Annotated in this window: 23 protein-coding genes; 11 read left to right on the forward strand and 12 right to left on the reverse strand. The window is 64.1% G+C overall.

Going from position 1 to position 21,544, the window contains the following annotated elements; genetic code table 11:
• Window positions 1–109 precede the first annotated feature (109 nt).
• Together ACEN9P_RS18625 and ACEN9P_RS18630 are read right to left on the reverse strand one after the other, a co-directional pair.
• Window positions 110–1,534 (reverse strand): FAD-binding oxidoreductase, encoded by a 1,425-nt coding sequence (locus tag ACEN9P_RS18625; protein WP_477660815.1) that lies wholly within the window; start codon window positions 1,532–1,534, stop codon window positions 110–112.
• Between the two features lie 15 nt (window positions 1,535–1,549).
• Entirely contained in the window at window positions 1,550–1,924 is a 375-nt protein-coding gene (locus ACEN9P_RS18630) for a DUF2069 domain-containing protein (RefSeq protein WP_477660816.1), read from the reverse strand.
• 33 nt (window positions 1,925–1,957) lie between these two features.
• Here ACEN9P_RS18630 and ACEN9P_RS18635 point away from each other — a divergent pair, with 33 nt between their 5' ends.
• From ACEN9P_RS18635 to ACEN9P_RS18650, 4 genes are all read left to right on the forward strand, one after another.
• A complete protein-coding gene (locus ACEN9P_RS18635) occupies window positions 1,958–3,172 on the forward strand; it encodes a YihY family inner membrane protein (RefSeq protein WP_495620102.1) in 1,215 nt (404 codons plus the stop codon).
• A 106-nt stretch (window positions 3,173–3,278) separates the two neighbouring features.
• Entirely contained in the window at window positions 3,279–3,518 is a 240-nt protein-coding gene (locus tag ACEN9P_RS18640; RefSeq protein WP_495620103.1) for a hypothetical protein, read from the forward strand.
• Window positions 3,519–3,749: 231 nt separating this feature from the next.
• Window positions 3,750–3,938, forward strand: a complete 189-nt coding sequence (locus ACEN9P_RS18645) for a DUF3606 domain-containing protein (protein WP_477660819.1) — start codon at window positions 3,750–3,752, stop codon at window positions 3,936–3,938.
• Window positions 3,935–4,177, forward strand: a complete 243-nt coding sequence (locus ACEN9P_RS18650) for a hypothetical protein (RefSeq protein WP_477660820.1) — start codon at window positions 3,935–3,937, stop codon at window positions 4,175–4,177. The genes ACEN9P_RS18645 and ACEN9P_RS18650 overlap by 4 nt, the downstream gene beginning before the upstream one ends.
• A gap of 36 nt (window positions 4,178–4,213) precedes the next feature.
• On the opposite strand, the gene ACEN9P_RS18655 is transcribed toward ACEN9P_RS18650, so the two are convergent.
• Complete coding sequence (locus ACEN9P_RS18655) at window positions 4,214–4,597, reverse strand: Mpo1-like protein (RefSeq protein WP_477660821.1); 384 nt, start codon at window positions 4,595–4,597, stop codon at window positions 4,214–4,216.
• A gap of 101 nt (window positions 4,598–4,698) precedes the next feature.
• Here ACEN9P_RS18655 and ACEN9P_RS18660 point away from each other — a divergent pair, with 101 nt between their 5' ends.
• Window positions 4,699–5,106, forward strand: a complete 408-nt coding sequence (locus ACEN9P_RS18660) for a thioredoxin family protein (protein WP_495620104.1) — start codon at window positions 4,699–4,701, stop codon at window positions 5,104–5,106.
• Here ACEN9P_RS18660 and ACEN9P_RS18665 read toward each other — a convergent pair.
• From ACEN9P_RS18665 to ACEN9P_RS18680, 4 genes are read right to left on the reverse strand one after another with little or no spacing between them, the layout of a single operon-like run.
• Window positions 5,103–6,398, reverse strand: coding sequence for a cytochrome P450 (locus ACEN9P_RS18665; RefSeq protein ID WP_495620105.1), 1,296 nt, complete (start codon window positions 6,396–6,398; stop codon window positions 5,103–5,105). The genes ACEN9P_RS18660 and ACEN9P_RS18665 overlap by 4 nt on opposite strands.
• Window positions 6,399–6,409: 11 nt before the next feature.
• Complete coding sequence (locus tag ACEN9P_RS18670) at window positions 6,410–8,560, reverse strand: acetyl-CoA hydrolase/transferase C-terminal domain-containing protein (RefSeq protein WP_495620106.1); 2,151 nt, start codon at window positions 8,558–8,560, stop codon at window positions 6,410–6,412.
• An 8-nt stretch (window positions 8,561–8,568) separates the two neighbouring features.
• Complete coding sequence (locus ACEN9P_RS18675) at window positions 8,569–9,384, reverse strand: alpha/beta fold hydrolase (RefSeq protein WP_495620107.1); 816 nt, start codon at window positions 9,382–9,384, stop codon at window positions 8,569–8,571.
• A gap of 2 nt (window positions 9,385–9,386) precedes the next feature.
• On the reverse strand, window positions 9,387–10,700 hold the full coding sequence (locus ACEN9P_RS18680; protein ID WP_495620108.1) for an O-acetylhomoserine aminocarboxypropyltransferase: 1,314 nt from the start codon (window positions 10,698–10,700) through the stop codon (window positions 9,387–9,389).
• Between the two features lie 154 nt (window positions 10,701–10,854).
• Between ACEN9P_RS18680 and ACEN9P_RS18685 the strand changes: the two genes are divergently transcribed.
• From ACEN9P_RS18685 to ACEN9P_RS18695, 3 genes are all read left to right on the forward strand, one after another.
• Window positions 10,855–11,310 carry a CBS domain-containing protein gene (locus tag ACEN9P_RS18685; protein WP_477660827.1) on the forward strand — a complete coding sequence of 152 codons (456 nt, stop codon included), beginning with the start codon at window positions 10,855–10,857 and terminating at the stop codon, window positions 11,308–11,310.
• A 92-nt stretch (window positions 11,311–11,402) separates the two neighbouring features.
• Complete coding sequence (locus tag ACEN9P_RS18690; RefSeq protein ID WP_495620109.1) at window positions 11,403–12,590, forward strand: MFS transporter; 1,188 nt, start codon at window positions 11,403–11,405, stop codon at window positions 12,588–12,590.
• Window positions 12,591–12,693: 103 nt separating this feature from the next.
• Entirely contained in the window at window positions 12,694–13,578 is an 885-nt protein-coding gene (locus ACEN9P_RS18695) for a DMT family transporter (RefSeq protein ID WP_477660829.1), read from the forward strand.
• A gap of 6 nt (window positions 13,579–13,584) precedes the next feature.
• Here ACEN9P_RS18695 and aroC read toward each other — a convergent pair whose 3' ends face one another.
• The 3 genes from aroC to ACEN9P_RS18710 all read right to left on the reverse strand — a co-directional run bounded on the left by aroC (window position 13,585) and on the right by ACEN9P_RS18710 (window position 16,454).
• Window positions 13,585–14,685 (reverse strand): chorismate synthase, encoded by a 1,101-nt coding sequence (gene aroC / locus ACEN9P_RS18700; protein WP_477713104.1) that lies wholly within the window; start codon window positions 14,683–14,685, stop codon window positions 13,585–13,587.
• A 164-nt stretch (window positions 14,686–14,849) separates the two neighbouring features.
• Window positions 14,850–15,626: an FRG domain-containing protein gene (locus ACEN9P_RS18705; protein WP_495620110.1), complete on the reverse strand. Its 777-nt coding sequence runs from the start codon at window positions 15,624–15,626 to the stop codon at window positions 14,850–14,852.
• A 102-nt stretch (window positions 15,627–15,728) separates the two neighbouring features.
• A complete protein-coding gene (locus ACEN9P_RS18710) occupies window positions 15,729–16,454 on the reverse strand; it encodes a hypothetical protein (protein ID WP_495620111.1) in 726 nt (241 codons plus the stop codon).
• 364 nt (window positions 16,455–16,818) lie between these two features.
• Here ACEN9P_RS18710 and ACEN9P_RS18715 point away from each other — a divergent pair, with 364 nt between their 5' ends.
• Window positions 16,819–17,241 (forward strand): cupin domain-containing protein, encoded by a 423-nt coding sequence (locus ACEN9P_RS18715; RefSeq protein WP_495620112.1) that lies wholly within the window; start codon window positions 16,819–16,821, stop codon window positions 17,239–17,241.
• A gap of 262 nt (window positions 17,242–17,503) precedes the next feature.
• Here the strand turns inward: ACEN9P_RS18715 and ACEN9P_RS18720 are convergent, their stop codons facing one another.
• The gene (locus tag ACEN9P_RS18720) at window positions 17,504–18,160 is read right to left on the reverse strand and encodes a glutathione S-transferase (protein ID WP_477660836.1); all 657 of its coding nucleotides are present in this window, start codon (window positions 18,158–18,160) and stop codon (window positions 17,504–17,506) included.
• A gap of 160 nt (window positions 18,161–18,320) precedes the next feature.
• Here ACEN9P_RS18720 and ACEN9P_RS18725 point away from each other — a divergent pair, with 160 nt between their 5' ends.
• Window positions 18,321–19,541, forward strand: a complete 1,221-nt coding sequence (locus ACEN9P_RS18725; RefSeq protein WP_495620113.1) for a polyhydroxyalkanoate depolymerase — start codon at window positions 18,321–18,323, stop codon at window positions 19,539–19,541.
• A 43-nt stretch (window positions 19,542–19,584) separates the two neighbouring features.
• On the opposite strand, the gene ACEN9P_RS18730 is transcribed toward ACEN9P_RS18725, so the two are convergent.
• Entirely contained in the window at window positions 19,585–20,397 is an 813-nt protein-coding gene (locus tag ACEN9P_RS18730; protein WP_495620114.1) for an IclR family transcriptional regulator domain-containing protein, read from the reverse strand.
• A gap of 167 nt (window positions 20,398–20,564) precedes the next feature.
• On the opposite strand from ACEN9P_RS18730, the gene ACEN9P_RS18735 reads away from it, so the two are divergent.
• Window positions 20,565–21,527, forward strand: coding sequence for a shikimate dehydrogenase family protein (locus ACEN9P_RS18735; protein ID WP_495620115.1), 963 nt, complete (start codon window positions 20,565–20,567; stop codon window positions 21,525–21,527).
• Window positions 21,528–21,544: the final 17 nt, after the last annotated feature.

The raw sequence follows: 21,544 nt of genomic DNA on the forward strand, positions 1-21,544 counted from the left end.
GGGCCTGGGGGCGGGGGCTGTGGTGGCGCCGGCGACGTGGCGCCCGCCATCCCGGCCAAGCTGCCGAGTGCGAGCAGGGCAAGGAGCGATCTATGCATCGGCGCGTGCCTTATTCTGTCTGCAGCACCCGTCCGGGGTTCATCAGGTTATGGGGATCCAGGCCCTGTTTGATGGCGCGCATCATGTCCAGCGCCACGGCTGATTTGTGCTTGGGCAGGGTGTCCACCTTGAGGCTGCCGACACCGTGTTCGGCCGAGATCGAGCCCCGGTAGCGGTCCACGGCTTCGTAGACCAGGGCATTCATGGGGCTCTCTTTTTCGTTGAGGAAGCGCGCCTGGTCTTCATTCTCCGGCGCCTGCACGTTGTAGTGCAGGTTGCCGTCGCCCAGGTGGCCGTAGACGACCATGCGCGCACCCGGAAAACGCTCCAGCAGCAGCGCATTGGTTTCAGCCACGAACTCCGGGATGCGCGACACATTGATCGAGATGTCGTGCTTGATGTTCAGGCCCTCTTCGGCCTGCGCCATCGGGATGCTTTCACGGATGTGCCACAGCGCGTGGGCCTGCGCCATGCTTTCGGCGACCACGGCGTCGGCCACGCAGCCGGCCTCCATGGCGGCCTCGAGCAGGCGCTCGAAACATTCACGCGCATGGGTTTCCGATTCGTTGTCCGAGTTCTCCAGCACCACGCACCAGGCGTGCTCCTGCCAGAAGGGCACGCGCTGCTGCGGGAAATGTTTGGCCACCAGGCCGAGCGCGAACTGGCCCATGACCTCAAAACCGGTCAGGCCCGAGCCCAGGTGTTCATGCGCCAGGCCCAGCAACTGCACGGCGGCCTCCAGCGAAGGCACGGCGGCAAAGGCGGTGAGCTGGGACTTGGGCATGGGGTACAGCTTCATGGTCGCGCCGGTGATCACGCCCAGCGTGCCTTCGCTGCCTATGAACAGGTGGCGCAGGTCGTAGCCGGTGTTGTCTTTGCGCAGGCCCGTGAGGCCGTCCCAGATCTCACCCTGCGCATTCACGACTTCCAGCCCCAGGCAGAGGTCACGCGTGTTGCCGTAGCGCACGACCTGGGTGCCGCCGGCGTTGGTACCCAGATTGCCGCCTATGGTGCAACTGCCCTCCGAGGCCAGGCTCAGGGGAAACAGGAAACCGGCTTTTTCACAGGCTTCCTGCAGGTTTTGCAGCACGCAGCCGGCATCGACCGTGATGGTCAGGTTGCCGGCGTCCAGCGTGCGCACCTTGTTCATGCGCGTCAGGCTCAGCACGACCTGCGTGCCGCTGGCGTCCGGTGTCGATCCCACCACCATGCCGGTATTGCCGCCTTGCGGCACGATGCTCACGCGGGCCGCGGCGCAGGCTTTCACCACGGCCGCGACTTCCTGCGTGGAGCCAGGACGCACCACGGCCAGGGCTTTGCCGGTTTCGCGCTTGCGCCAGTCCTGCACCCAGGGCGTCAGGTCGCCGTCGGTCAGGACATTGGCCACGCCTACGATCTGGCGCAGGGATTCAATCAGGGGGTTGTGCGTGCTCACGGTGTTGGTTTCAGGTTAGGGGGTTGAGGGGACCGGGGTATTTTTCAGGCGCACGCGCACATGCAGCGCGCAGGCGGCAAACAGCGTCAGGCACAGCAGGACTTCAATGAGGCCCAGGTAGTTGCCCGGCGCGCGGTCGCTCCAGGCTCGCACCACGCCCTCGGTGAAATACAGCCACACCAGCAGGCTGAGCCAGCGGTAGGTGTACATGCGGTTTTTCAGGATGCCGGCCAGGGGTATGCACAGCGGCAGCACCTTGAGCGCCAGCAGCGAGCCGCCCGGCCGCAGGGGCGCCAGCCACATTTCCCAGGCCAGGCCCAGCACGATGAGGCCCAGCAGGCTGGCCAGCGCCAGGCGGCGGGTAAGGTCTATTTGCTCTGTTTTGTTCATCTTCGTCCAAATCTCAATGGCATGATACCGGGGATGAAATTCCAGCAATACCTGCAGGACCTCCTGGCCGACCTGTCGCGCTTTCCGTGGCGCGGCACGGCGCTGACCCTGCGCGACCGTTTCCGCGAAGACCACATGGGCCTGACGGCCAGCAGCCTGACCTTTACCACCTCGATCGCGCTCGTGCCTTTTTTCACCGTGGCGCTGGCGATTTTTACGGCCTTCCCGATGTTTTCGAAGCTGCAGGGCGCGCTGCAGGCCTGGCTGGTGCAGAGCCTGATCCCCGACAACATCGCGCGCCAGGTGCTGGGCTACCTCACGCAGTTCAGCCGCCAGGCCAACAAGCTGGGCATTGCCGGCCTGGCCGTGCTGCTGGTCACGGCCATCGCGCTGATCCTCACCATAGACCGCACCCTGAACGGCATCTGGCGCGTCAAGAAGGCGCGCTCGCTGGCCCAGCGGGTACTGATCTATTGGGCCGCCATCACCTTGGGGCCGCTCTTGCTGGCGGCCAGCCTGGCGGTCACCTCCTATGTGCTGTCGGCCTCGGGCGGCCTGGTGGGCGCCTTGCCGGTCAGCCTGCGTTTCCTGCTCAGCGTCCTGCAGTTTTTCCTGGTGGCCGGCGGCATGGCGGCGATGTACCGCTATGTGCCCAACACCTTTGTGAAATGGTCGCACGCCTGGGCGGGGGGGCTGTTCGTCGCTGCCGGCATCGAGGTGGCCAAGCGCGCGCTCAGCCTTTACCTGGGCGCGGTGCCCACTTATTCGCTGGTCTATGGCGCCTTCGCGACTCTGCCTATCCTGCTGGTGTGGATTTACGTCTCCTGGGTCATCGTGCTGATGGGCGCGGTGATCGCCGCCTACCTGCCCAGCCTGCTGGCCGGCGTGGCGCGCCGCGGCAGCGCGCACGGCTGGTACTTCCAGCTCGCCATCGAAGTGCTGCAGCAACTGCACCAGGCGCTGTCGACGCCGCGAAAAGGCCTGAGCGCCTCGCAGCTGGCCGAGCGGCTCCAGGTGGACGGGCTGCAACTCGAGCCGGTGCTGGAAACCCTGGTGGCGTTGGACTGGGTGGGCCAGCTCAACGAGTCGGAAGGCGAGGACGAGGCCCGCTTCCTGCTGCTGGCCGACGCCGATGCCACGCCCCTGGAGCCGCTGATGCAGGAGCTGCTGCTCGACAAGGCCGAGGCGGTGCAGGGCCTGTGGCGAAAAGCCCGCTGGCCCGAGCTGCGGCTGCGCGACGCGCTGTAAGGCGCCGCTTCACCCCGGAAAAACCGATAAACCGCCAGGGGAATTCTTGTTCGCGACAAGGCGCCGTAACAAAATCAAACCCCCTTGTTTTTCAATGCACAGAAAGATGCCAGCAAAAACCAATGCCCGGGAAAAGCTTGACGGCGCCATCGCCCAGGAGCGGCAGGCGCAGCGCGATGCCAAGCAGATTTATGAAGAGCTGACCGCCAAGATGTGGGCCTACCAGACCGGCAGCGGCCCCGCGCCCACCAACGAAGACTTCGAGCAGTGGAGCCACGCCGTGGAGCAGCGCGTCAAGATCAAGCAGCTTGGCATACGTGTGGAAGGCGAGCCTGGCGGCGCGTAAGGTGGTGCAAAACTGCTTGAGGCTGTTCGCCCTGGTTCGGGCAGAAGCTCATAAGCTCAGGTTTTAAAAGCGTCAAGCTTTTGTCAAGGTTGTTAAGCCTTCGTCACCTCCGCCACGTTTCGTTGCTTTTGTTCGGCCGTGACTTCAAGCGGGCGGGTCGGATTCTTACAAGGCGCAGGCGCGGCACGGGCCAAGATTCTCCGCATCCCTCAACCCCAGCCGGAGAAAACCGTGACACCACCTGCTTATCTGATCGCCGATGCGTCCCTGAAAAACGAGCCTATCGACATCAACCAGGAAGCCTCCCTGAACTACTGGGTCGCTGCGCTGGCCTGCAGTGAACTGGAATTGCGCGTGGCCGTGGCCGAGGTCGGCCCCGCCGCCAAGGACGTGAGCAATGAGCTGGGGAGGACTTTATGAGCGCCATGCCCCCCATGCTTCCCCTGCAGCCCGGGCCGCTCGCGGTCCGTGTCAAGGAACCCTCGGCCGGCCTGTTTTATTGGGTGGTCACCCAGCTGTCCACCGATGAGCGCGGCGCCGATGTCCGTATCGAAGGCTCAGACCATCCCTATCCCACCCATGAAGCCGCGCTGCACGCCGGCGCGGCCTGCCTGAAGGCGCTCAAGGCCAGCATCTTCCAGCCCCAGGGCCCGCATTAGCCGCCGCCTTCACCCACGCCGCCTTTAAGTGCCTTTTTACGTGTTCTTCAGGCGCTTGAAGGCCTGTACCCACATATCGCGGTACATGACCCAGTCGCCCATAAAACTGTAAAGCGGCCGCTTGAAGGACGCGGGTTTGTTCTTTTCAAAGCCGAAGTGGCCTATCCAGGCGAAGCCGTAACCGCACAGCAGCCCGGCCAATAGCCACCACGGGTTGCGCGTGGCCACCAAGGCCGCCAGGCACAGCAGCGTGAGGCTGGAGCCCACAAAATGCAGGCGCCGGCAAATCGGGTTGCGGTGCTCGCCCAGGTAGAACGGGTAAAAGCTCGCGAAGGAGTCGAAGCTGCGCGGGTCGACGGGCGGGCTGAGGGATGTCGTGGACTGGCCGCCTTGCACGGCGTCGCTGGGCGTGGCATTCATGGTGGTGTGTCTCCTGCACCGGGCCACCGTCGTGATAGCCCCGTGCCGCTCACCATTTTGCGGGCCTGGCCATAATAGTCAATCCTTGCTTTCTCCCCCGCATGACCCTCCCTACAACGCCGCCAGCGGCGCCCTCCAGCTCGCCGGAGCTTCCCGTGAACTGGGTGGTCTGCCTGTGCGCTGACTGGTGCGGCCTGTGCCGCGACTACGCTGAAGTTTTCGCGCAGGTGGCGGCGCGGTATCCGGGCAGCCGCTTTGCCTGGCTGGACATCGAGGACGAGGCCGAACTGGTCGGCGACATCGACGTGGAGACCTTTCCCACACTGCTGGTCGCCGATGCGGGCGGCACGCGTTTTCTGGGGCCGCTGATGCCGCAAGCGCAAACCCTCGCGCGCCTGCTCGATTCACTGGCGCAGCCGGGCCAGCCCGCCACGCCCCATTCGCTTTCTACCCAGGCCTTGCTGCGGGGCCTGGCGGCGGCGCCCCGGCACTGGGTCAGGGCCGGCTAGGCGACGGAAAACGGCGCCTTGAGGAAGCCCCTGAAACGCGCACGGCCGCCGCGCGTGGGGCTGGCGCTTAACCGGTAATCCGGAAAACGCTGGAGAAAACGGCCAATCGCGATGCGGCCCTCGAGCCGCGCCAGGCTGAGCCCGGCGCACTGGTGAATGCCGAAGCCAAAGGCCAGGTGGCGGTTGTCCCGGCGCGCCAGGTCCAGCTCATCGGGCCGCGCAAACTGGGCCGGGTCGCGGTTCGCCGCGCCTATGCACAGCGTCAGCAGGCTGCCGGCAGGTAGCTCAACGCCGCCAATGGTCGCATCGGCCAGCGCGCGCCGGTTGCTGAACTGGTTGGACGACTCAAAACGCAGGAACTCATCGACGGCCGGCGCCAGCAGCGCCTCAAGCCCCTGCGCGTCATGCGCCAGTGCCTGCACGCGGGGCAGCAGGCCGGCCAGCGCCGCCGGCCGCTCCTGCAGCGCCACCAGCGCATTGCCTATCAGGTTGGTGGTGGTCTCGTGGCCGGCGTTGAGGATGAACACGCAGTTCTGCAGCAGCTCGGTTTCGCTGAGTTTGTCCGTGGCCGTCTCGCCGCCTATCAGCCGCGTCAGCACGTCGTGCTCGGGGTCGCCCGGGCGGCGGCGCCTGTCGGCCATCAGGTCCCGCAGGTAGGCCGTGAACTCGCGCACGCTGCGGTTGCCCAGGGCCTCCTGCTCCGGCGTGAGCCTGGGCTCCAGCGCGCCCAGTATCGCCAGCGACCAGCCGCGCAGCGGTGCGCGGTCGGCATGCGGCACGCCCAGCAGGTTGCCGATAATCTCCACCGGAATGGCCGAGGCGAAGTCTTCCACCAGGTCGCCGCCGCCCTTGGCCGCGATGCCATCGAGCAGGCCATCGACCAGCGTCACCAGGCCGGGCTCCATGTCGGCAATCGCACGCCGCGTCAGCGCGCCCATGATGAGCTTGCGCACGCGGGTGTGCAGCGGCGGGTCGTTGAATACCAGGCTGGTGGTGTGGTGCTCAAACAGCGCCGAGGCCGCGCCGTACTTGGGCTCGAACTCTACTTTTTTGTCGGAGCTGAAAATCTGCGCATCGCGGTAGACGGCCACCAGGTCGGCGTGGCGGGTCAGGAAGAAGGAGCCGTCGGGCATGCGGCGTATCGGCTCGTGTTCTCTCAGCGCTGCGTACACCGGGTAGGGGTTGGCATAGAAGTCCGCGGGCAGGGCGCGCAGGTCCAAGCCGGCCGCGATCTCCATCGCGCGGGCGGCTGGCATGGCCGGGGTGATGGCAAAGGGCAATGCGTCAGTCATGGTGAAACCCGTTAAAGGTTCCCGGCAAACAGTTTCCGCATCAGCATCTTGCGCAAGCTCGTGGCCTCGTCCAGGCCCAGCCGCTGCAGGTAGGCGGGCGGCGCTTCGCGGTCCGCCCACAGGCTTTTGGCCAGCATGGCCAGCAGCTCGGCCGGGTGCTGGCTGGCGTGCTGCATTTGCCTGAGCGCGCCGACGATGCGCAACTCGTCGGCCGTCAGGTCGGTGCCGAAGGGGAAGTCGGGCAGCAGCGCCGAACCGCTCCAGGGCTGCATCCGGGCGCGCAGCACCTCGGGCAGGTTCTGGCGATGCTGCGCTGGCACTTCGTAATCGGCGTCCAGCTTGCCGGCGGCCTTGGCCTGCGCGACAAGACCCTCCTGAAAGCGCGAGTCGGCAATCGCGATCAGCCGTTTGATGACTTCGCCGTCGGGCTGGGCGCGCAGGTCGGCCACGCCGTATTCGGTGATGACCACGTCGCGCAGGTGGCGCGGGATGGTTTCGTACGCATAGTTCCACACCAGGGTGCTGCGCACGCCGTCTTTGTGCTCGTAGGTGGCGCGCAGCATCAGGATGGAGCGCGCATCGGGCAGCGCGTGCGCCATGGCCACAAAGTTGTATTGCCCGCCCACGCCCGAGACAACCTGGCCCGACTCCAGTCCATCGGACACCGCCGCGCCCAGCAGCGTGACCATCATGGTGGTGTTCATGAAGCGGCCCTGGGTGCGCTGGGCCTGCTTGAGGCGGCTTTGGCCCTGGAGCTGGTTGATGAAAGCGATGCGCGTCATGTCGATCTTGGCCAGCGCCTCGGTGGGCATGGCGCGCAAGTGCTCGTAAAAATCGGTGGGGCCGAGGAAGAAGCCGCCATGCAGGACCACACCGCCCGCCAGGCGCGTGCCCAGCCCGCCGGCGTCTTGCAAGGCGATGCGCACGGCGGGGTCCCCGAGCCGGTTGTCTATGCGCGTGCCGGCCACGTCGAGCGCGCCGTCCTGGGCAAAGCGAATCTGCCCGTTGAGGACGCCAAAGCGCTGCAGGAATGCCAGGTCGTCGGCGCTCAGCGCGGAACCGATCCGCCCGGCATCGACCAAGGCGGCCAGCAGGTCGGTGCTGACCGCCAGGCCCGGCGCCCGGCCTTGGTTGACCAGGTTCTGCAAGGCCACGTCGTCAAACACCTCGCGCCGCACAATGCCGGCTTCAATCAGCCTGAGCAGCCCGTTGACGAACATCTCCGAGCAGGCATACAGGCCTTGCTCAAACCCGCCCAGCTCGCGGCCCTGCAGGCCGTCCGGGCACAAGGCCGCCATGATGCGGCGGTAGCCGTCGTTGTGGCGGTCCCGAACGATCAGCGCCTGGGCGATGGCGTCGCCCAGCGCGCCTATGCCGATCTGCAGCGTGCCGCCATCGGCCACCAGGCTGGCGGCATGCAGGCCGATGGCGTAGTCGGCCGTGCCGACCTTGTTGTTGGGCGGCGCAAACAGGGTGTGCGTGGCCTCCGCATCCGTCACCAGCACGTCAAAAAAGCCGGGCGGCGCCACCGCATGCTTGGGCATAAAGGGCATCTGGCGGTTGACCACACCGACCTTGAGCAGCGGCTTGCCTTGCGCGGCCTGGCGCTCGGCGAGCTCAAAAGTCACGTCGGGGTTGCTGCCCAGGGACAGCGCGGGTTCACCGTTGCTTTCGCCGTTGTTTTCATGTGCGGCGACAGCCTGCGCGATCACGTTCACGCCCAGCACCCCCATGTCGCGGGCGACAAAGGTGTAGTTGGTGGCGATGTAGGCCTGCTGCGCGCGGCCGTTGCCGAGGTAGTCGCCGGTCTTGAAGAAGAACTCGCAGACTTCGATGTGCGGCGGCAGCAAGCCCGCGCGCAGGTCTTTCACATAATCAAGATCGGGATAGTCCTTGAACACGCGCTCGACCAGCGGCGCGAGAAAGTTCTGCTCCAGCTCGCTTTTGCCTTCGGGTTTTTCCAGCGACAGCGCGGTGATGATCTTCAGGCGCCGGGGATTCGGCTCGCCGCCCATGGCCTTGATGCGGCGGTAGAGCAGGTTCACAAAGGGATTGGGCTTGCCTATGCCCAGCGGCAGCCCGAGCACGATGTCACCCTCCACCGTGGCGAGCACATGCTCCACCGCCTGCGCGAGTGTGGGGATGAGGAGGGGGCTTGCCATCCGTTGCGTCAGGCCGAAGGGGCCTGGAGGAAATCGCGGATCGCGAACAGCACCTCTTCGGGTGCCTCGGTCATCATCTGGTGGCCGGCTTGCAGCAGCACGGTTTTGCCATTTTTCGCCATGGCCTGCAGCGGTGCCGCCATTTTGGGCAAGGTCATGGAATCGCCTTTGCCGAGGATGAACAGCACCGGGCACTGCACCTTGTCCATGGCGGCTTCACCGGCCGTGTAGTCGTCGCAGGCTTTGAAGCCGCGGTGAAACAGGTTGACCTGGGTGTTGCTGGCCAGCACCCGCCGCATCAGGGCTTTGGAGCCTCCGTACAGCCAGGTGCCCGGGCCCAGCGCCGAGGGCGGCGGCGCCAGCATGGAATGCGAGAAGGTGTTCACCATATCGATGGCCTTCATCGGCTGGTTCAGCGCGCTGTCCAGCAACGCGGGTGAAACCTTCATCGGGGCGGCGGTGCCCAGCAAGGCCAGGCGCGCCACCCGCTGAGGCGCGATGGATGCCGCATGCAGGGCCGTGAGCGAGCCAAAGCTGTGGCCTGCCAGCGTGGCGGTTTTCACGCCGGCCGCGTCGAGCAGGCCGATGATGAAGGCAGCCGCTTCCTCCACCGACCGGGGCGGTTCGCCTTCGCTTTTGCAGTGGCCGGGCAGGTCCGGTGCCAGCACGTTGAACCCATGGTGCGCGAAATAGCGCGTTTGCAGAATCCAGATGCTGTGGTCATTGAGCACGCCGTGGATAAACACCACGGTCGGCTTGGCGGCCTCAAAAGGCTTGCCGCCGGTGTAGCAATAGGTTTTATGGCCCATGACGTCGAGGTACATGCTCAGGCCTCCGCTTTCGCTGCCGCTTTTTCGGCGGCCTTGAGGGCGCGCTTGAGGTCGTCGATCAGGTCGTCCGGGTCTTCCAGGCCTATGGACAGGCGTATCGTGCCCTGCGTGATGCCGCCGGCCGCCAGCGCCTCGTCGGTCATGCGAAAGTGGGTGGTGCTGGCCGGGTGGATGACCAGGCTGCGGCAGTCGCCGACATTGGCCAGGTGGCTGAAGACCTTGAGCGCCTCGATAAAGGCCTTGCCCTGGGCGCGGTTGCCCTTGATGTCGAAGCTGAACACCGAGCCCGCGCCGCGCGGCAGCAGTTTTTTGGCCAGCGCGTGGCTGGGATGGGTGTCGAGCAGGGGATGGCCTACACGCGACACCAGCGGGTGGCTGGCCAGGAATTCGACCACTTTTTCGGTATTGCCCATGTGCCGCGCCATGCGCAGCGGCAGGGTTTCTATGCCCTGCAGGATCAGCCAGGCCGTGTGCGGGCTCATGCAGGCGCCGAAGTCGCGCAGGCCTTCGCGCCGCGCGCGCAGCAAAAAGGCGCCCACCGTGCTTTCCTCGCTGAACACCATGTTGTGAAAGCCGTCGTAGGCTTCGGTCAGTTCGGCGAATTTTCCGGATTTTTCCCAGTCGAAGCTGCCGCCGTCCACCACGACGCCGCCTATGACGGTGCCGTGGCCGCTCAGGAACTTGGTGGCCGAGTGGTAGACCAGGTCGGCGCCGTGCTCAAAAGGCTTGACCAGCCAGGGCGAGGTCAGGGTGGAATCCACCAGCAGCGGCACGCCCGCCTCATGGGCCAGGGCCGACACTGCCGGGATGTCCAGCACGTCCAGCCCCGGGTTACCCACGGTTTCGCCGAAAAACAGCTTGGTGTTGGGCCGCACGGCCGCGCGCCAGCCGTCGATGTCGCCGGGCTTGACGAAGGTGGTGTCGATCCCGAAGCGGCGCATGGTGTAGTGCAGCAGGTTCTGGCTGCCGCCGTAGAGCGCCGTCGAGGCCACGATGTGGGAGCCGGCCCCCATCAGCGTGGCGATGGACAGGTGCAGCGCGGCCTGGCCGCTGGCGGTGGCGATCGCGCCTATGCCGCCTTCCAGCGCCGACACGCGCTGCTCCAGCACAGCGTTGGTCGGGTTGCTGATGCGCGAATAGACGTGGCCCGCGCGCTCCAGGTTAAACAGGCTGGCCGCGTGGTCGCTGGATTCGAAGACGAAGGAGGTGGTCAGGTGAATCGGCACGGCGCGCGCGCCGGTGGTCGGGTCGGGCGCGGCGCCCGCATGCAGCGCGAGGGTGTCGAAGCCGGGATCGGAATAACCGGGCATGGTTTGTCTCCAGTCAGAAAAAAAGGGGCGGTGCGCGGGGAAATTGTTGCAACCAGCCGTTTGATTGTGGGCTATATTTAAACTGAATTCCTCCTCCCGTCGCGCTGCGGTGGGACAATGAGGGCATGTTGGCAGCACAACCGAGGAGATCGCCATGAAGGTTCTAGACATACTGCGTGTCAAAGGCAACACGCTTTACACCGTCCAGCCCGACGAACCCCTGGCCAAGGCGGCGCAGGTCATGGCCGACAAAGACATAGGCTCGCTGGTGGTCATGGAGCACGGCGACCTGGTCGGCATGCTGACCTTTCGCGAGGTCATCGTCTACATCGTCAAGAACGGCGGCGAGATCGGTGCCACGCTGGTGCGCACCGCCATGGACGACCATCCGCTCACCTGCACCTCTGAAACCGAACTCGACGAAGTCCGCCGCATGATGCTGGAGCGCCACGCGCGCTACATGCCCGTGATGAACCAGAAAGTGCTGATGGGCGTGATCAGCCTTTACGACGTGGCCAAGGCCGTGGTCGACAGCCAGAATTTTGAAAACAAGATGCTCAAGGCCTATATCCGCGACTGGCCGGCCGAGGACGCCGCCGACCACAATTAAAAAGCCGGCACCCGGCAGCGTGCCGGGCCGCCAATTCCTGAAACAACAACGGCCCGGTGCGCAAGGCACGCAGGGCGCAAGCGAGGGCAGGGGTGAGCGACAAGCGTGACGCCGGCGGGCTGCTGTTTTATGCCTCGCTGTTTTTCTCCCGGCTGGCCGACCAGATCCTGCTGTTCCTCGTGCCCCTGGTGGTGTTCGAGACCACCGGCAGTGTCGCCTGGTCGGGCATCGCTTTCACCCTTGAGACCCTTCCGCGCTTTCTGGCCTTCCCGGTCTGCGGCGCGCTGTGCGACCGCGTCTCGCCGCTCAAGCTGCTGCGCATCAGCCAGCTGTACCGCGCGCTGGTGTGTATTGCTGGCGTCATCGCCTTCCAGTGGGCCGGCGGCGTCGGCTGGCTGATCGCGCTGTCGGCCGTCTGCGGCGTGCTGACCACCCAGGGCCTGATGGCCCGTGAGGTCATGCTGCCGCAAATCTTTCGCCAGCAGCGTTTTGAAAAAGTGCTGGCCCATGCGCAGCTCGCCGACCAGCTCGGCATGGTGCTGGGTCCTTTGCTGGCTTCGCTGCTGCTGCGCTGGATGCCCTGGCCCATGGTGGTCGGGGCGACCGCGGTATTTTTCCTCATCGCCGACGGCGCCGTGACCTGGTGGCAGCGCCAAAGCGCCGTCACCCTGGCCGCGCCCGAGCCGGCCCCCGGCCACTGGACCGCGCCCATACGCATCGCCCTGTCGCAGGTGCTGCATCTGCCGGGCTTGAAGCAGGTGATTGCCCTGGCGGCGGGCGTCAACCTGGTGATAGGCGTCACCCTCGCCACCTCGGCCGCCATGGTGACCGGCCTGCTGCAGCGCTCGGCCGGCGATTATGCCGTGCTGCAAACCGCAGGCGCCGTGGCCACCGTGATCATCCTGCTGGTGATTGCCCGCACCGTGCTGCCGCTGCGCACTCTGGGCCTGGTGTCCTACACCGTGATGCTGGCCGGCGGGCTGCTGACGGGGCTGGCCGGCAACTTCTGGGTTTACACCGCCGGGTTTTTGCTGGTGATCGGCTTTGACAAGATGTTCAACGTCTACATCCGCAGCCTGCGGCAAAAGCTCATCCCGCCCAAGGACCTGGGCAAGACCACCGGCGTGATCGTGATGTTCAACAACCTGTCGCAGCCCTTGGCCGGGATGCTGGTGGGAGTGTTTGCCGGGGTAATGGAGGGACGGGGGGTGATTTTGGGCTTGGTGTTGGTGATGGGGGTGATTGGGGGATTGGTGGCGTGGAGCAGGAAGGGACGGTAAGCCGGAGCAACATCCGGCCCCATCTGCAATTTCCACCCGAATCTTGCACAATTAACCAAACCCCTCCACAACGCCGCCTCCATTGCCGCCCGTGCGGCGTTTCATGCAAACCCGACACTTTCTCCAGCTCATCGCGATGTCCGCCCTCTGGGGCGCATCATTTCCCCTTCTTCGTATTGCGAGCCCGGCCCTGGGCCCCTGGGTGGTGGCGGCCACCCGCTGCACTTTGGCGGCCATTGTGCTCAGCCTGCTGATGAGCACGCTGCGCGACCGCTGGCCGCCGCGCAGTGCCTGGCCGCAGCTGACGCTGGTGGGCCTGTTGTCGGTGGTGATTCCGTTTGTGCTGTTCAACTGGGCGGCGCTGATCATTCCTTCGGGTTACTCGGCGGTGCTCAATGCCACGGCGCCGCTTTTCGGCGTGATGGCGGCTGCGCTGGCTGGGGAAGAGAAGCTCACGCGGGTGCGCCTCCTGGGTTGCGCTGTCGGTTTTGCGGGCGTGGCGCTGCTGGTGCAGCTGGGGCCTGTGGCGGTGACACCCACGGTGATTCTGGCGGCACTGGCTTGTGTAGTGGCTTCGGCCAGCTACGGTTTTGGCGCCATCCAGATGAAACGCGCGACCATGGCCTATTCGCCGCTGCCTTCGTCGGCGGTGGTACATGTCACCGGGGCGCTGATCCTGATCGTGCCGGGCGGCATTGCCGCGCCTGCGGCCGTCCTGACGCCCGGCGCGGTGGCGGCGGTCACGGTGCTGGGTACGCTGACCTCGGGCTTTATGTACTGGATCAGCATGCGGCTGATGCGCGAAATCCCGGCGAGCGCCACCACTTCGGCGGCCTTCATGATCCCGCTGTTCGGCGTGACCTGGGGCGGGCTGTTCCTCGGGGAGCCGGTCACGGCCAGCATGCTGCCCGGCTGCATTCTTGTGCTGTCGGCCACCGCGCTGATCACGGGCTTTAACCCGTTCCGCTCGGCGCCGCCTGAGCCTTAAAAAAGGCTAGCTCGGTTTTGCCCGGCTGATGTTGGGCGTCGTGACAACAACATCGGCGTTTTGCGCCCGCTGGCGCAGCGCATGTTCCATCACCACCAGCGCCAGCAGCGCTTCGGCAATCGGCGTGGCGCGTATGCCCACGCAGGGGTCGTGGCGGCCCTTGGTCACCACCTCGGCCGGGTTGCCGGCCGTGTCGATTGACTGGCGCGGCGTGATGATGGAGCTGGTGGGCTTGATCGCGATCGACACTTCCAGGTCCTGGCCGGTGCTGATGCCGCCCAGCACGCCGCCGGCGTTGTTGGACAGAAAGCCTTCGGGCGTCAGCGAATCGCCGTGCGTGGTGCCGCGCTGCGTGACGCTCGCGAAACCCGCGCCGATTTCCACGCCCTTGACCGCATTGATTCCCATCATGGCAAAGGCGATGTCGGCGTCCAGCTTGTCATACAGCGGCTCGCCCAGGCCCACCGGCACACCCGAGGCCGTCACGCGTATGCGCGCGCCGCAGGAGTCGCCGGCCTTGCGCAAGGCGTCCATATAGTCTTCCAGTTTCGAGACGTCGGCCACAGGCGCAAAGAAAGGGTTGTTGGGCACATGCTCCCAGGATTCAAAGGGGATAACCTCATCACCGACCTGCGTCATGCAGCCGCGAAACACCGTGCCGTACTTTTCGGCCAGCCATTTTTTGGCGACGGCGCCGGCCGCCACCGTGGGCGCCGTCAGCCGGGCCGACGAGCGGCCGCCGCCGCGCGGGTCGCGCAGGCCGTATTTGTGCAGGTAGCTGTAGTCGGCATGGCCGGGGCGGAAGGTTTCCAGGATGTTGCTGTAGTCCTTGCTGCGCTGGTCGGTGTTGCGTATCAGCAGGCAGATCGGCGTGCCGGTGGTTTTGCCCTGGTAGACGCCGGAGAGGATCTCGACGGCATCGGGCTCGTTGCGCTGCGTCACGTGGCGGCTGGTGCCGGGGCGGCGGCGATCCAGGTCGGCCTGGATGTCGGCCTCGCTCAATTCCATGCCCGGCGGGCAGCCGTCAATCACGCAGCCAATGGCCGGGCCGTGGGATTCACCGAAATTGGTGACTGCGAATAGGGTTCCTAGGGTATTTCCGCTCATGGGGGGATTATCCCAGAGGGGGCTGAGGGGTTGCCAATAGATTAAGCCGGCTCGTGACTGAGCAAAGTTCTGGCATAGCCGAGGATATGGAGATACTGGGTTTCTAACGTTCGACTTAAGCGGACCGCCGTTGGCAGGTCCACTTGAAAGGAGGGTTAGGCCTGTCACCATCGGTCGTTGTAGAACTCATTCTTCTCGTGACTATTTGCCAGTCCGAAGCCGTCGAAATCTGGAAATAGTGTCAGGTGTCTTATGTCAAAAGCCTCCTGCAATATCCTCAAGAAACTCTCCTTTAGCTCGGGCGTGATGGCAAAGAAAGTGGTCACGTCCGGTTCAGTGGGCAAGGACAAACTACCCCACTTGTCATCTTTGACTTCGCTGTATAAAAATTGAGAGTGCTGGGCTGCGATACGAGCCGTGATTGAAGGTGGTTCCCATGTCATGGGGTAGGACATGCCCTCCAAGCCTTTCACTACCTCTTTGTAAGAACGGTCTTCAGTCTCTCCTTCGTAGCCACCAAGGTGGTTGGTGTGTACCCCGATGAGTACGCCGGTTTCCCTTGGCTCAGAGACGCAGCAAAACCAAAGCGCGACAAGGGCGTTTCTACTGGCGTCAATCAGCCTGGTTGCAGCGCCATGGTGTTGCAATCTGGCAAGTAGCTCCATATCGGTTAGCTCACGCCCGTTCAGGAATCGATAGCCCTTGTGGGTGGCTTGCTTCAGTAAGCGGTCCTCATATGCGGCCAGTGCTCGATCATTTTTAGGTAGGACTCTCCTATAGCCCGAACTATGCACCTGCCAGTTGATATTTCCCTGACCTCGCCACATCCTGGTTATGAAACTGCTGTTGGCAAGAGATCCCTGGCTTATGGCTTTAACCAGATCATCAAAACTATTCGGTTGTCTAACCGTACCAAAGACAGCTGAGGCTACAAGTTTCATTATTGGTGCGAGAAGTCTTCCTGCCTAACGTTCGACACAAGCGGCACGTGGAGGCAAGTGAAGCTTGCTGAAAGGCATTCACTCGATGAAAAGGTTAGGTTCTCAGTCCCCGTCAAAGTAAATTCCTTCAATCTCCGGGGACTCGCGGTTACCTGCGGTCTTAAACCATCCAGCCAGCCCGAAGTTTGTTTTGATGAGTAGCCAGTCCTCATCACTAATAACTACCGTGAGGCGCTCACCCTTCGGGACTGAGGCAACAACGTCGGAGCCCCCCTTAGAGCTGGTGAGCACAATTGAAGCATTGGCTTTTGATTCAAGCCCCACGTAGAGGAATGGCTGCTTGACCTCGACAACCTTGGCGTCTCGTATAGCGAACTTGCGGCGCTCGATATGCAGTTTGTTCGTACGCCCCATTGCGTAGATGAAGCCGTTGCCAGGCAGCAGCAGGTGATCGGCGTCTACAACACCGAGCGGCTTGCTTGTCGTGTTATCGACAATGACAAACGTCGGATCATTGCTTGCTCCAGGGTCAAAGCAAACTATGTACCTCGTCTGGGAGGTCCTATCGAGGCGTACGCTAAGCAGCCGAGAGATGTCGATGCCACCGATGCCCTGCGTGTTGTATTTGAAATCGCAAGATCCCGTGAGCAATTGCGCGAGCGCTGGGTCGTACGAGATCTGTTGAGTTGCTTGGCCTGTGTTCTCTTGAATGACTTGGGTGCGTAAGCCGGGAAACGGATTGGGTAACTGCTTCGAGGGCTCAGTTGCCGTGACTGGGGCCGCATAGAGACTGATAGCGACGAGGGCGAAGAAGAGGCGGAGTTTCATCCTGGACCTAACTTAATACATGCCGCAAAACCCGCGGCATAACTCGGCAACCGCAATCTAATCTGGCCATCAAAAAATTCCTGTAAGTCGCTTGCATGTTGGGTTTCAAGGCAATGAGCTGCAAATTCATACAGTGATAAAACTCTGCGATCCCGCACCTGACTTTGCGGTCCCCCTGCTTTTTGAGTCGAACGGGTACAGGGTTTAGCCTTGTTGGACTATAGCTTCACACCAAGCCATCATCTTTACGAGCCTGCCTTTTCAGCCAGGGTTGTGGCGCCTGCCGCACACAGTCTGGAACACTTCCTGCTTGCTGCATTGCACCAATCCCGAGTTGGATGTCTTGGTGGAACAGGAGCACCCCATGCTTGACCGCAGCGCGACCAAGTTTTCCCATGTCAAGCCCGGCGACACGCAGTTTGTCTCCGGCGGTTTGCGCGACTTCTTTCTGTACCGCGACCTCGGCATTGCCGACGCCACCGACGGCCGGGTGATCGCGCACCTTGTCAAGGCGAACATGGCACCGGAAACGGGCACGGGCTGGCACCGTCATGAGGCGGATTTCCAGATCGTCATCATGGTCAAGGGCTGGGCGCGCTTTATGTACGAAGACAAGGAAACCCTGGTCGAGGCCGGTGACGTGGTGCACCAGCGCCCGGGCATCAAACACTTCCTGTTCGACTATTCACCCGACATGGAATACCTGGAAATCGTCGGGCCGGCGGATTTCAAGTCGATTGATGTCGACCCAGTCTGCGAAATCCCGCCCCCCACTCCATGGAAATAAAGGCCCCCACGGTCGCTCACTGCGTGTAGCTCCCTGCCCCCCGAGGGGGCCGCCCGCCTGTGGCCCGGCAAAGCCGGTTCCACGGCTCATGCTGGGTTTAAGAGTTCAGTTCGCAGAATCCGAGGGAGATATTTCACGAGCAGGGGCCGCGGGACTGGCTTTGCCAGACCGCAGGCGCCGCCCCCTTGAGGGGGGAACAAGCTACACGCAGTGAGCTTGGACGGGGGGAGCTTAACTAAGCAGTGAGCCTGGACGGGGGTGTTCAAAACTCCGCATCGAGTTCATCAATGTCGTCAGGCTCCTTCTTCGCCTCGGCCACCCACTCCTTCATCGCCGGCAGCTCCATGATGCGCTTGCAATAGGCCGTGCAGGCCTTGTCCAGCGCCACGTCATAAGTCAAAAACCGCGTGACCACCGGCGCGTACATGGCGTCAGCCACCGACAGTTGCTTGCCGAACAGGTAGGGGCCGCCATAGGAGCCCAGGCATTCCTTCCAGATCTCCAGCACGCGGTCTATGTCGGCCTGTGCGCGGGACCAGACCTTGAAGTTCGGGAAATGGGCCTTGAGGTTCATGGGCAGCGCGGCGCGCAGCGAGGCAAAGCCCGAATGCATTTCGCCGCAGACCGCCCGGCAGTGCGCGCGCAGCTTGATGTCCGCCGGCAGCAGCTGCGCCTTGGGCTTGATTTCATTGAGGTATTCGGCAATCGCCAGCGTGTCCCAGACCTTGACGCCGTTGTGCTGCAGCGAGGGCACCAGCATGCTGGACGAGAGCAGCAGCATCTCGGCCTTCATGGCCGGATCGTCAGGCGGGATCACTTTTTCGGTAAATTCCAGCCCGGCAAATTTCGCCAGCAGCCAGCCGCGCAGCGCCCAGGCGCCGTAGTTTTTGCTGCTGATCGTCAGGACGGCCTTGGCCATGAGATTGCTCCTTGAACCGCAAAGTTGGCCCCCACTGCCCGGGGCCGGCAACACTCCGCAAGCCCTGTGCCAGCGCGCGGGGCCTGCGGCGGCGACTGGCCCGTAACTTGCCTGCATGCCGGCTACCTGGGCCACAAGCCCGAACCCCGCCAGGAAACCCATGCTTTACCAGGCCTACCAGCTCCAGTCCGACCTGCTGTCCCCGCTTCGCCTGCTGGCGCAGGGTGGCAGCGCGGCCCTCTGGCTGGGCAAAACCGAAGGCAGCCTGCTGCGCAAGCTGTCGGCGTCCATGGAGGTGTTTTCGCGGCTGCGCCTGACGCATTCACGCCCGGCTTACGGCATCAGCTCGGTGAAGGTGGGTGAGCGCGAACTTGCCGTCACCGAGGAGGCCGTGCTCAGCATGCCTTTCGGCACCCTGCTGCGCTTTAAAAAAGAGGCGCCGGCCGATTTGCCTTACCAGCCGCCGGTGCTGCTGGTGGCCCCGCTGTCGGGCCACTTCGCGACGCTGCTGCGCGAGACCGTGCGCACGCTGCTGCAGGACCACGACGTCTACATCACCGACTGGCACAACGCGCGCGACGTCGCCCTACGCCACGGGCCCTTCGCGCTGGACGACTACATCGACCACATGATCCGCTTCACCCAGGCCATAGGCCCCGGCACCCACGTGGTGGCGGTGTGCCAGCCCTGCGTGGCGGCGCTGGCGGCCGCGGCCATCATGGCCGAAGACGACGACCCGGCCCAGCCGCGCAGCCTGACCCTGATGGCCGGGCCGGTGGATTGCCGCGTGAACCCGACCGGCGTCAACACGCTCGCCACCAGCAAGCCGATTGAGTGGTTCGAGAAAAATCTGATCAGCCACGTGCCGCTGCCGCACGCCGGCTATATGCGGCGCGTCTACCCGGGCTTTGTGCAGCTCAGCGCCTTCCTGAGCATGAACCTGGACCGCCACAAAAAATCTTTCCAGGACATGTACCAGCACCTGCTGGACGGCGACGTGGAAAAAGCCAACATCATCCGCGTGTTCTACGACGAATACCTGGCCGTCAACGACCTGCCCGCCGAGTTCTACCTGGAGACCGTCGAGAAGGTGTTCCAGACCTACGACCTGCCGCTGGGCAAGCTCAGCTACCGCGGCCGCCTCGTCAAACCCGCCGCGATCCGGCGCACCGCGCTGATGACGGTCGAAGGCGAGCGCGACGACATCTGCTCAGTCGGGCAGACGGTGGCGGCGCAGGACCTTTGCACCGGCATACGGCCTTATATGAAGACGCACCATGTGCAGACGGGCGTGGGGCATTACGGCGTGTTCAGCGGCCGCAAATGGAACCAGCAGATTTATCCCAGGGTCAGGGAGATGATTCATTCGAGTCTGGGATAGGACCCGACCAAAGACAATCCCATCCCGACCAGCGACCGGAAAGCTAAATCAGATTCCTCATGGCCTGCGCCGTCTCGCGCAAGACAGACAAAACCCTCCCCACCGCCTCCTCACTCGACTCATGCCCCATGGGCATGGTCACGCTGAGCGCGCCCGCCACGTCGCCGTGCCGGTCGCGCAGCGGCACCGCGATACCGCGGTAATTCAACTCCAGCTGCTGCTCGGAAATCGCCCAGCCCTGGGCGCGCACGCGGGCCAGTTCTATGCGCAGGCGGTCCTTGCTGGCGATGGTGTAGGAGGTGTAGGCCTTGAGTTCGTGGCTGTCCAGCCATTTTTCCAGCCAGGCGGGCTCGCGCATGGACAGCATCAGCAAACCCGCCGCCGTGACCTGGGCCTGCACGCGCGAGCCCAGCACATAGCCGGTGTTCATCGCGCGGCTGGAGCCGTTGCGCGCGATGTAGACGATGTCGTCGCCGTCCATCACGCTGACATACGCGCTTTCCTGGGTGCCGGCGGTCACGCGCTGCAAAAAGGGCTGGACGATGCGCGGCAGCCGGGCTGATTCGAGGTAGGACTGGCCCAGCCTGAGCACGCGCGGCGTGAGCCAGAACAGCTTGCCGTCGCCGGCCACATAACCCAGGTGTTCCAGCGTCAGCAGGTAGCGGCGCGCCGCGGTGCGTGTCATGCCGCAGCGCACGCCGGCCTGGCTGGCCGTCAGGCGGGGGTTGGCATCGTCGAAACATTCAATAATGCCCAGGCCTTTTTCCAGGCCGGCGATCCAGTCGCGCTTGTCGAGCGCGGGTGGGTTGGGCGCCTGCAGGGCTTCGGACTGCGGGGAGGCATTGGGGGTGGTCATAGGTCAAACCCTTGTTTCGGTCGATTGTCGATCATTATTGATCGATGATCGCTCAAATATCAAGGATATTCCTTTGAAGTAGCCCTATCGGTCTATAAAGTTCAGGCCATCAAGCGCTGATTAATCGATCATCGAACAATCGGCGAATTAACAAGGCGAACTTCGACATGCTTCCAACCGTCCAGGGCAATACCGATGTCTACCTGATTCCCGGCGATCCGGTGGAGCAGGTCCGGGCACCGGATGTCTTCAACCTGATCTTCAGAACCCTGGGCATCAATGCCGTGCTGGTGCCCGTGCATGTGGCGGCCGGCGACATCGAGACTTTTGTGCGCTCGGCCTTTCTGGCAAAGAACATCAAGGGCATGTTCCTGGCCATTCCCCACAAGTCGCTGGTCATGGGCCTGCTGTCGCACTGCAATGACTACGGCCGCGTGGCCGGCGCCGTCAACGGCATACGCCGCAACCCGGACGGCAAACTCGAAGGCGGGCTGTTCGACGGCAAGGGTTTTGTCTCTTCGCTCGACTACTTCGGCGTGGCCTACACCGGCAAGCGCGTGCTGGTGCTGGGCGCCGGCGGCGGCGCTTCGGCGATTGCCGCCTCGCTGGCGATTGCCGGCAGCCGCGCCCCGGCCGAGATCGCGCTCTACGACCCGGTGCCGGGCAAGGCCCTGGCGATCGCGTCGCGCATCGCCTCGGCGCCACAGGCCGCGGGCACGCTGATGCTGGCTGCCGCCGGCAGCGATCCTTCGGGCTACGACCTGGTCGTCAATGCTTCGCCGCTGGGCCTGCAGGCCGCCGACCCGCTGCCCTGCGATGTGTCGCGCCTGGCGCCGCATGCGGCCGTGGTCGACATCCTCATGAAAAACCAGCCCACACCGCTGGTGCGCGCGGTGCGCGGCCGCGGGCTGGTGGCCCAGCCCGGCTTTGAAATGCTGATCCAGCAGGCGCCGGACTACCTGGAGTTTTTCGGCTATGCCGAGGCCGCCGAGGCGGTGCGACGCGACGCGACTTTTATCCGCGAGCATTTGTACCCGGCCGCGCTGGCGGGTGAAATCCGGCGTATCCCGGCGGGCGGCCGGGCGACGGTTTCCGGGGCGCACGCCAGTGCGCCGCAGGCCGCCCAGTGATGGCTTTTTTTGGACTG

It is taken from the genome of Polaromonas sp. Polasp52, from assembly GCF_059491565.1.

What these genes read in the sequence shown, in the direction of transcription:
- ACEN9P_RS18685 (WP_477660827.1), top strand. Translation starts at nt 10,855, where the DNA reads ATGAAGGTTCTAGACATACTGCGTGTCAAAGGCAACACGCTTTACACC.
- ACEN9P_RS18670 (WP_495620106.1), bottom strand. Translation starts at nt 8,560, where the DNA reads ATGGCAAGCCCCCTCCTCATCCCCACACTCGCGCAGGCGGTGGAGCAT.
- ACEN9P_RS18655 (WP_477660821.1), bottom strand. Translation starts at nt 4,597, where the DNA reads ATGAATGCCACGCCCAGCGACGCCGTGCAAGGCGGCCAGTCCACGACA.
- ACEN9P_RS18725 (WP_495620113.1), top strand. Translation starts at nt 18,321, where the DNA reads ATGCTTTACCAGGCCTACCAGCTCCAGTCCGACCTGCTGTCCCCGCTT.
- ACEN9P_RS18635 (WP_495620102.1), top strand. Translation starts at nt 1,958, where the DNA reads ATGAAATTCCAGCAATACCTGCAGGACCTCCTGGCCGACCTGTCGCGC.
- ACEN9P_RS18715 (WP_495620112.1), top strand. Translation starts at nt 16,819, where the DNA reads ATGCTTGACCGCAGCGCGACCAAGTTTTCCCATGTCAAGCCCGGCGAC.
- ACEN9P_RS18660 (WP_495620104.1), top strand. Translation starts at nt 4,699, where the DNA reads ATGACCCTCCCTACAACGCCGCCAGCGGCGCCCTCCAGCTCGCCGGAG.
- ACEN9P_RS18710 (WP_495620111.1), bottom strand. Translation starts at nt 16,454, where the DNA reads ATGAAACTCCGCCTCTTCTTCGCCCTCGTCGCTATCAGTCTCTATGCG.
- ACEN9P_RS18675 (WP_495620107.1), bottom strand. Translation starts at nt 9,384, where the DNA reads ATGTACCTCGACGTCATGGGCCATAAAACCTATTGCTACACCGGCGGC.
- aroC (WP_477713104.1), bottom strand. Translation starts at nt 14,685, where the DNA reads ATGAGCGGAAATACCCTAGGAACCCTATTCGCAGTCACCAATTTCGGT.
- ACEN9P_RS18680 (WP_495620108.1), bottom strand. Translation starts at nt 10,700, where the DNA reads ATGCCCGGTTATTCCGATCCCGGCTTCGACACCCTCGCGCTGCATGCG.
- ACEN9P_RS18695 (WP_477660829.1), top strand. Translation starts at nt 12,694, where the DNA reads ATGCAAACCCGACACTTTCTCCAGCTCATCGCGATGTCCGCCCTCTGG.
- ACEN9P_RS18730 (WP_495620114.1), bottom strand. Translation starts at nt 20,397, where the DNA reads ATGACCACCCCCAATGCCTCCCCGCAGTCCGAAGCCCTGCAGGCGCCC.
- ACEN9P_RS18665 (WP_495620105.1), bottom strand. Translation starts at nt 6,398, where the DNA reads ATGACTGACGCATTGCCCTTTGCCATCACCCCGGCCATGCCAGCCGCC.
- ACEN9P_RS18735 (WP_495620115.1), top strand. Translation starts at nt 20,565, where the DNA reads ATGCTTCCAACCGTCCAGGGCAATACCGATGTCTACCTGATTCCCGGC.
- ACEN9P_RS18720 (WP_477660836.1), bottom strand. Translation starts at nt 18,160, where the DNA reads ATGGCCAAGGCCGTCCTGACGATCAGCAGCAAAAACTACGGCGCCTGG.
- ACEN9P_RS18705 (WP_495620110.1), bottom strand. Translation starts at nt 15,626, where the DNA reads ATGAAACTTGTAGCCTCAGCTGTCTTTGGTACGGTTAGACAACCGAAT.
- ACEN9P_RS18650 (WP_477660820.1), top strand. Translation starts at nt 3,935, where the DNA reads ATGAGCGCCATGCCCCCCATGCTTCCCCTGCAGCCCGGGCCGCTCGCG.
- ACEN9P_RS18640 (WP_495620103.1), top strand. Translation starts at nt 3,279, where the DNA reads ATGCCAGCAAAAACCAATGCCCGGGAAAAGCTTGACGGCGCCATCGCC.
- ACEN9P_RS18630 (WP_477660816.1), bottom strand. Translation starts at nt 1,924, where the DNA reads ATGAACAAAACAGAGCAAATAGACCTTACCCGCCGCCTGGCGCTGGCC.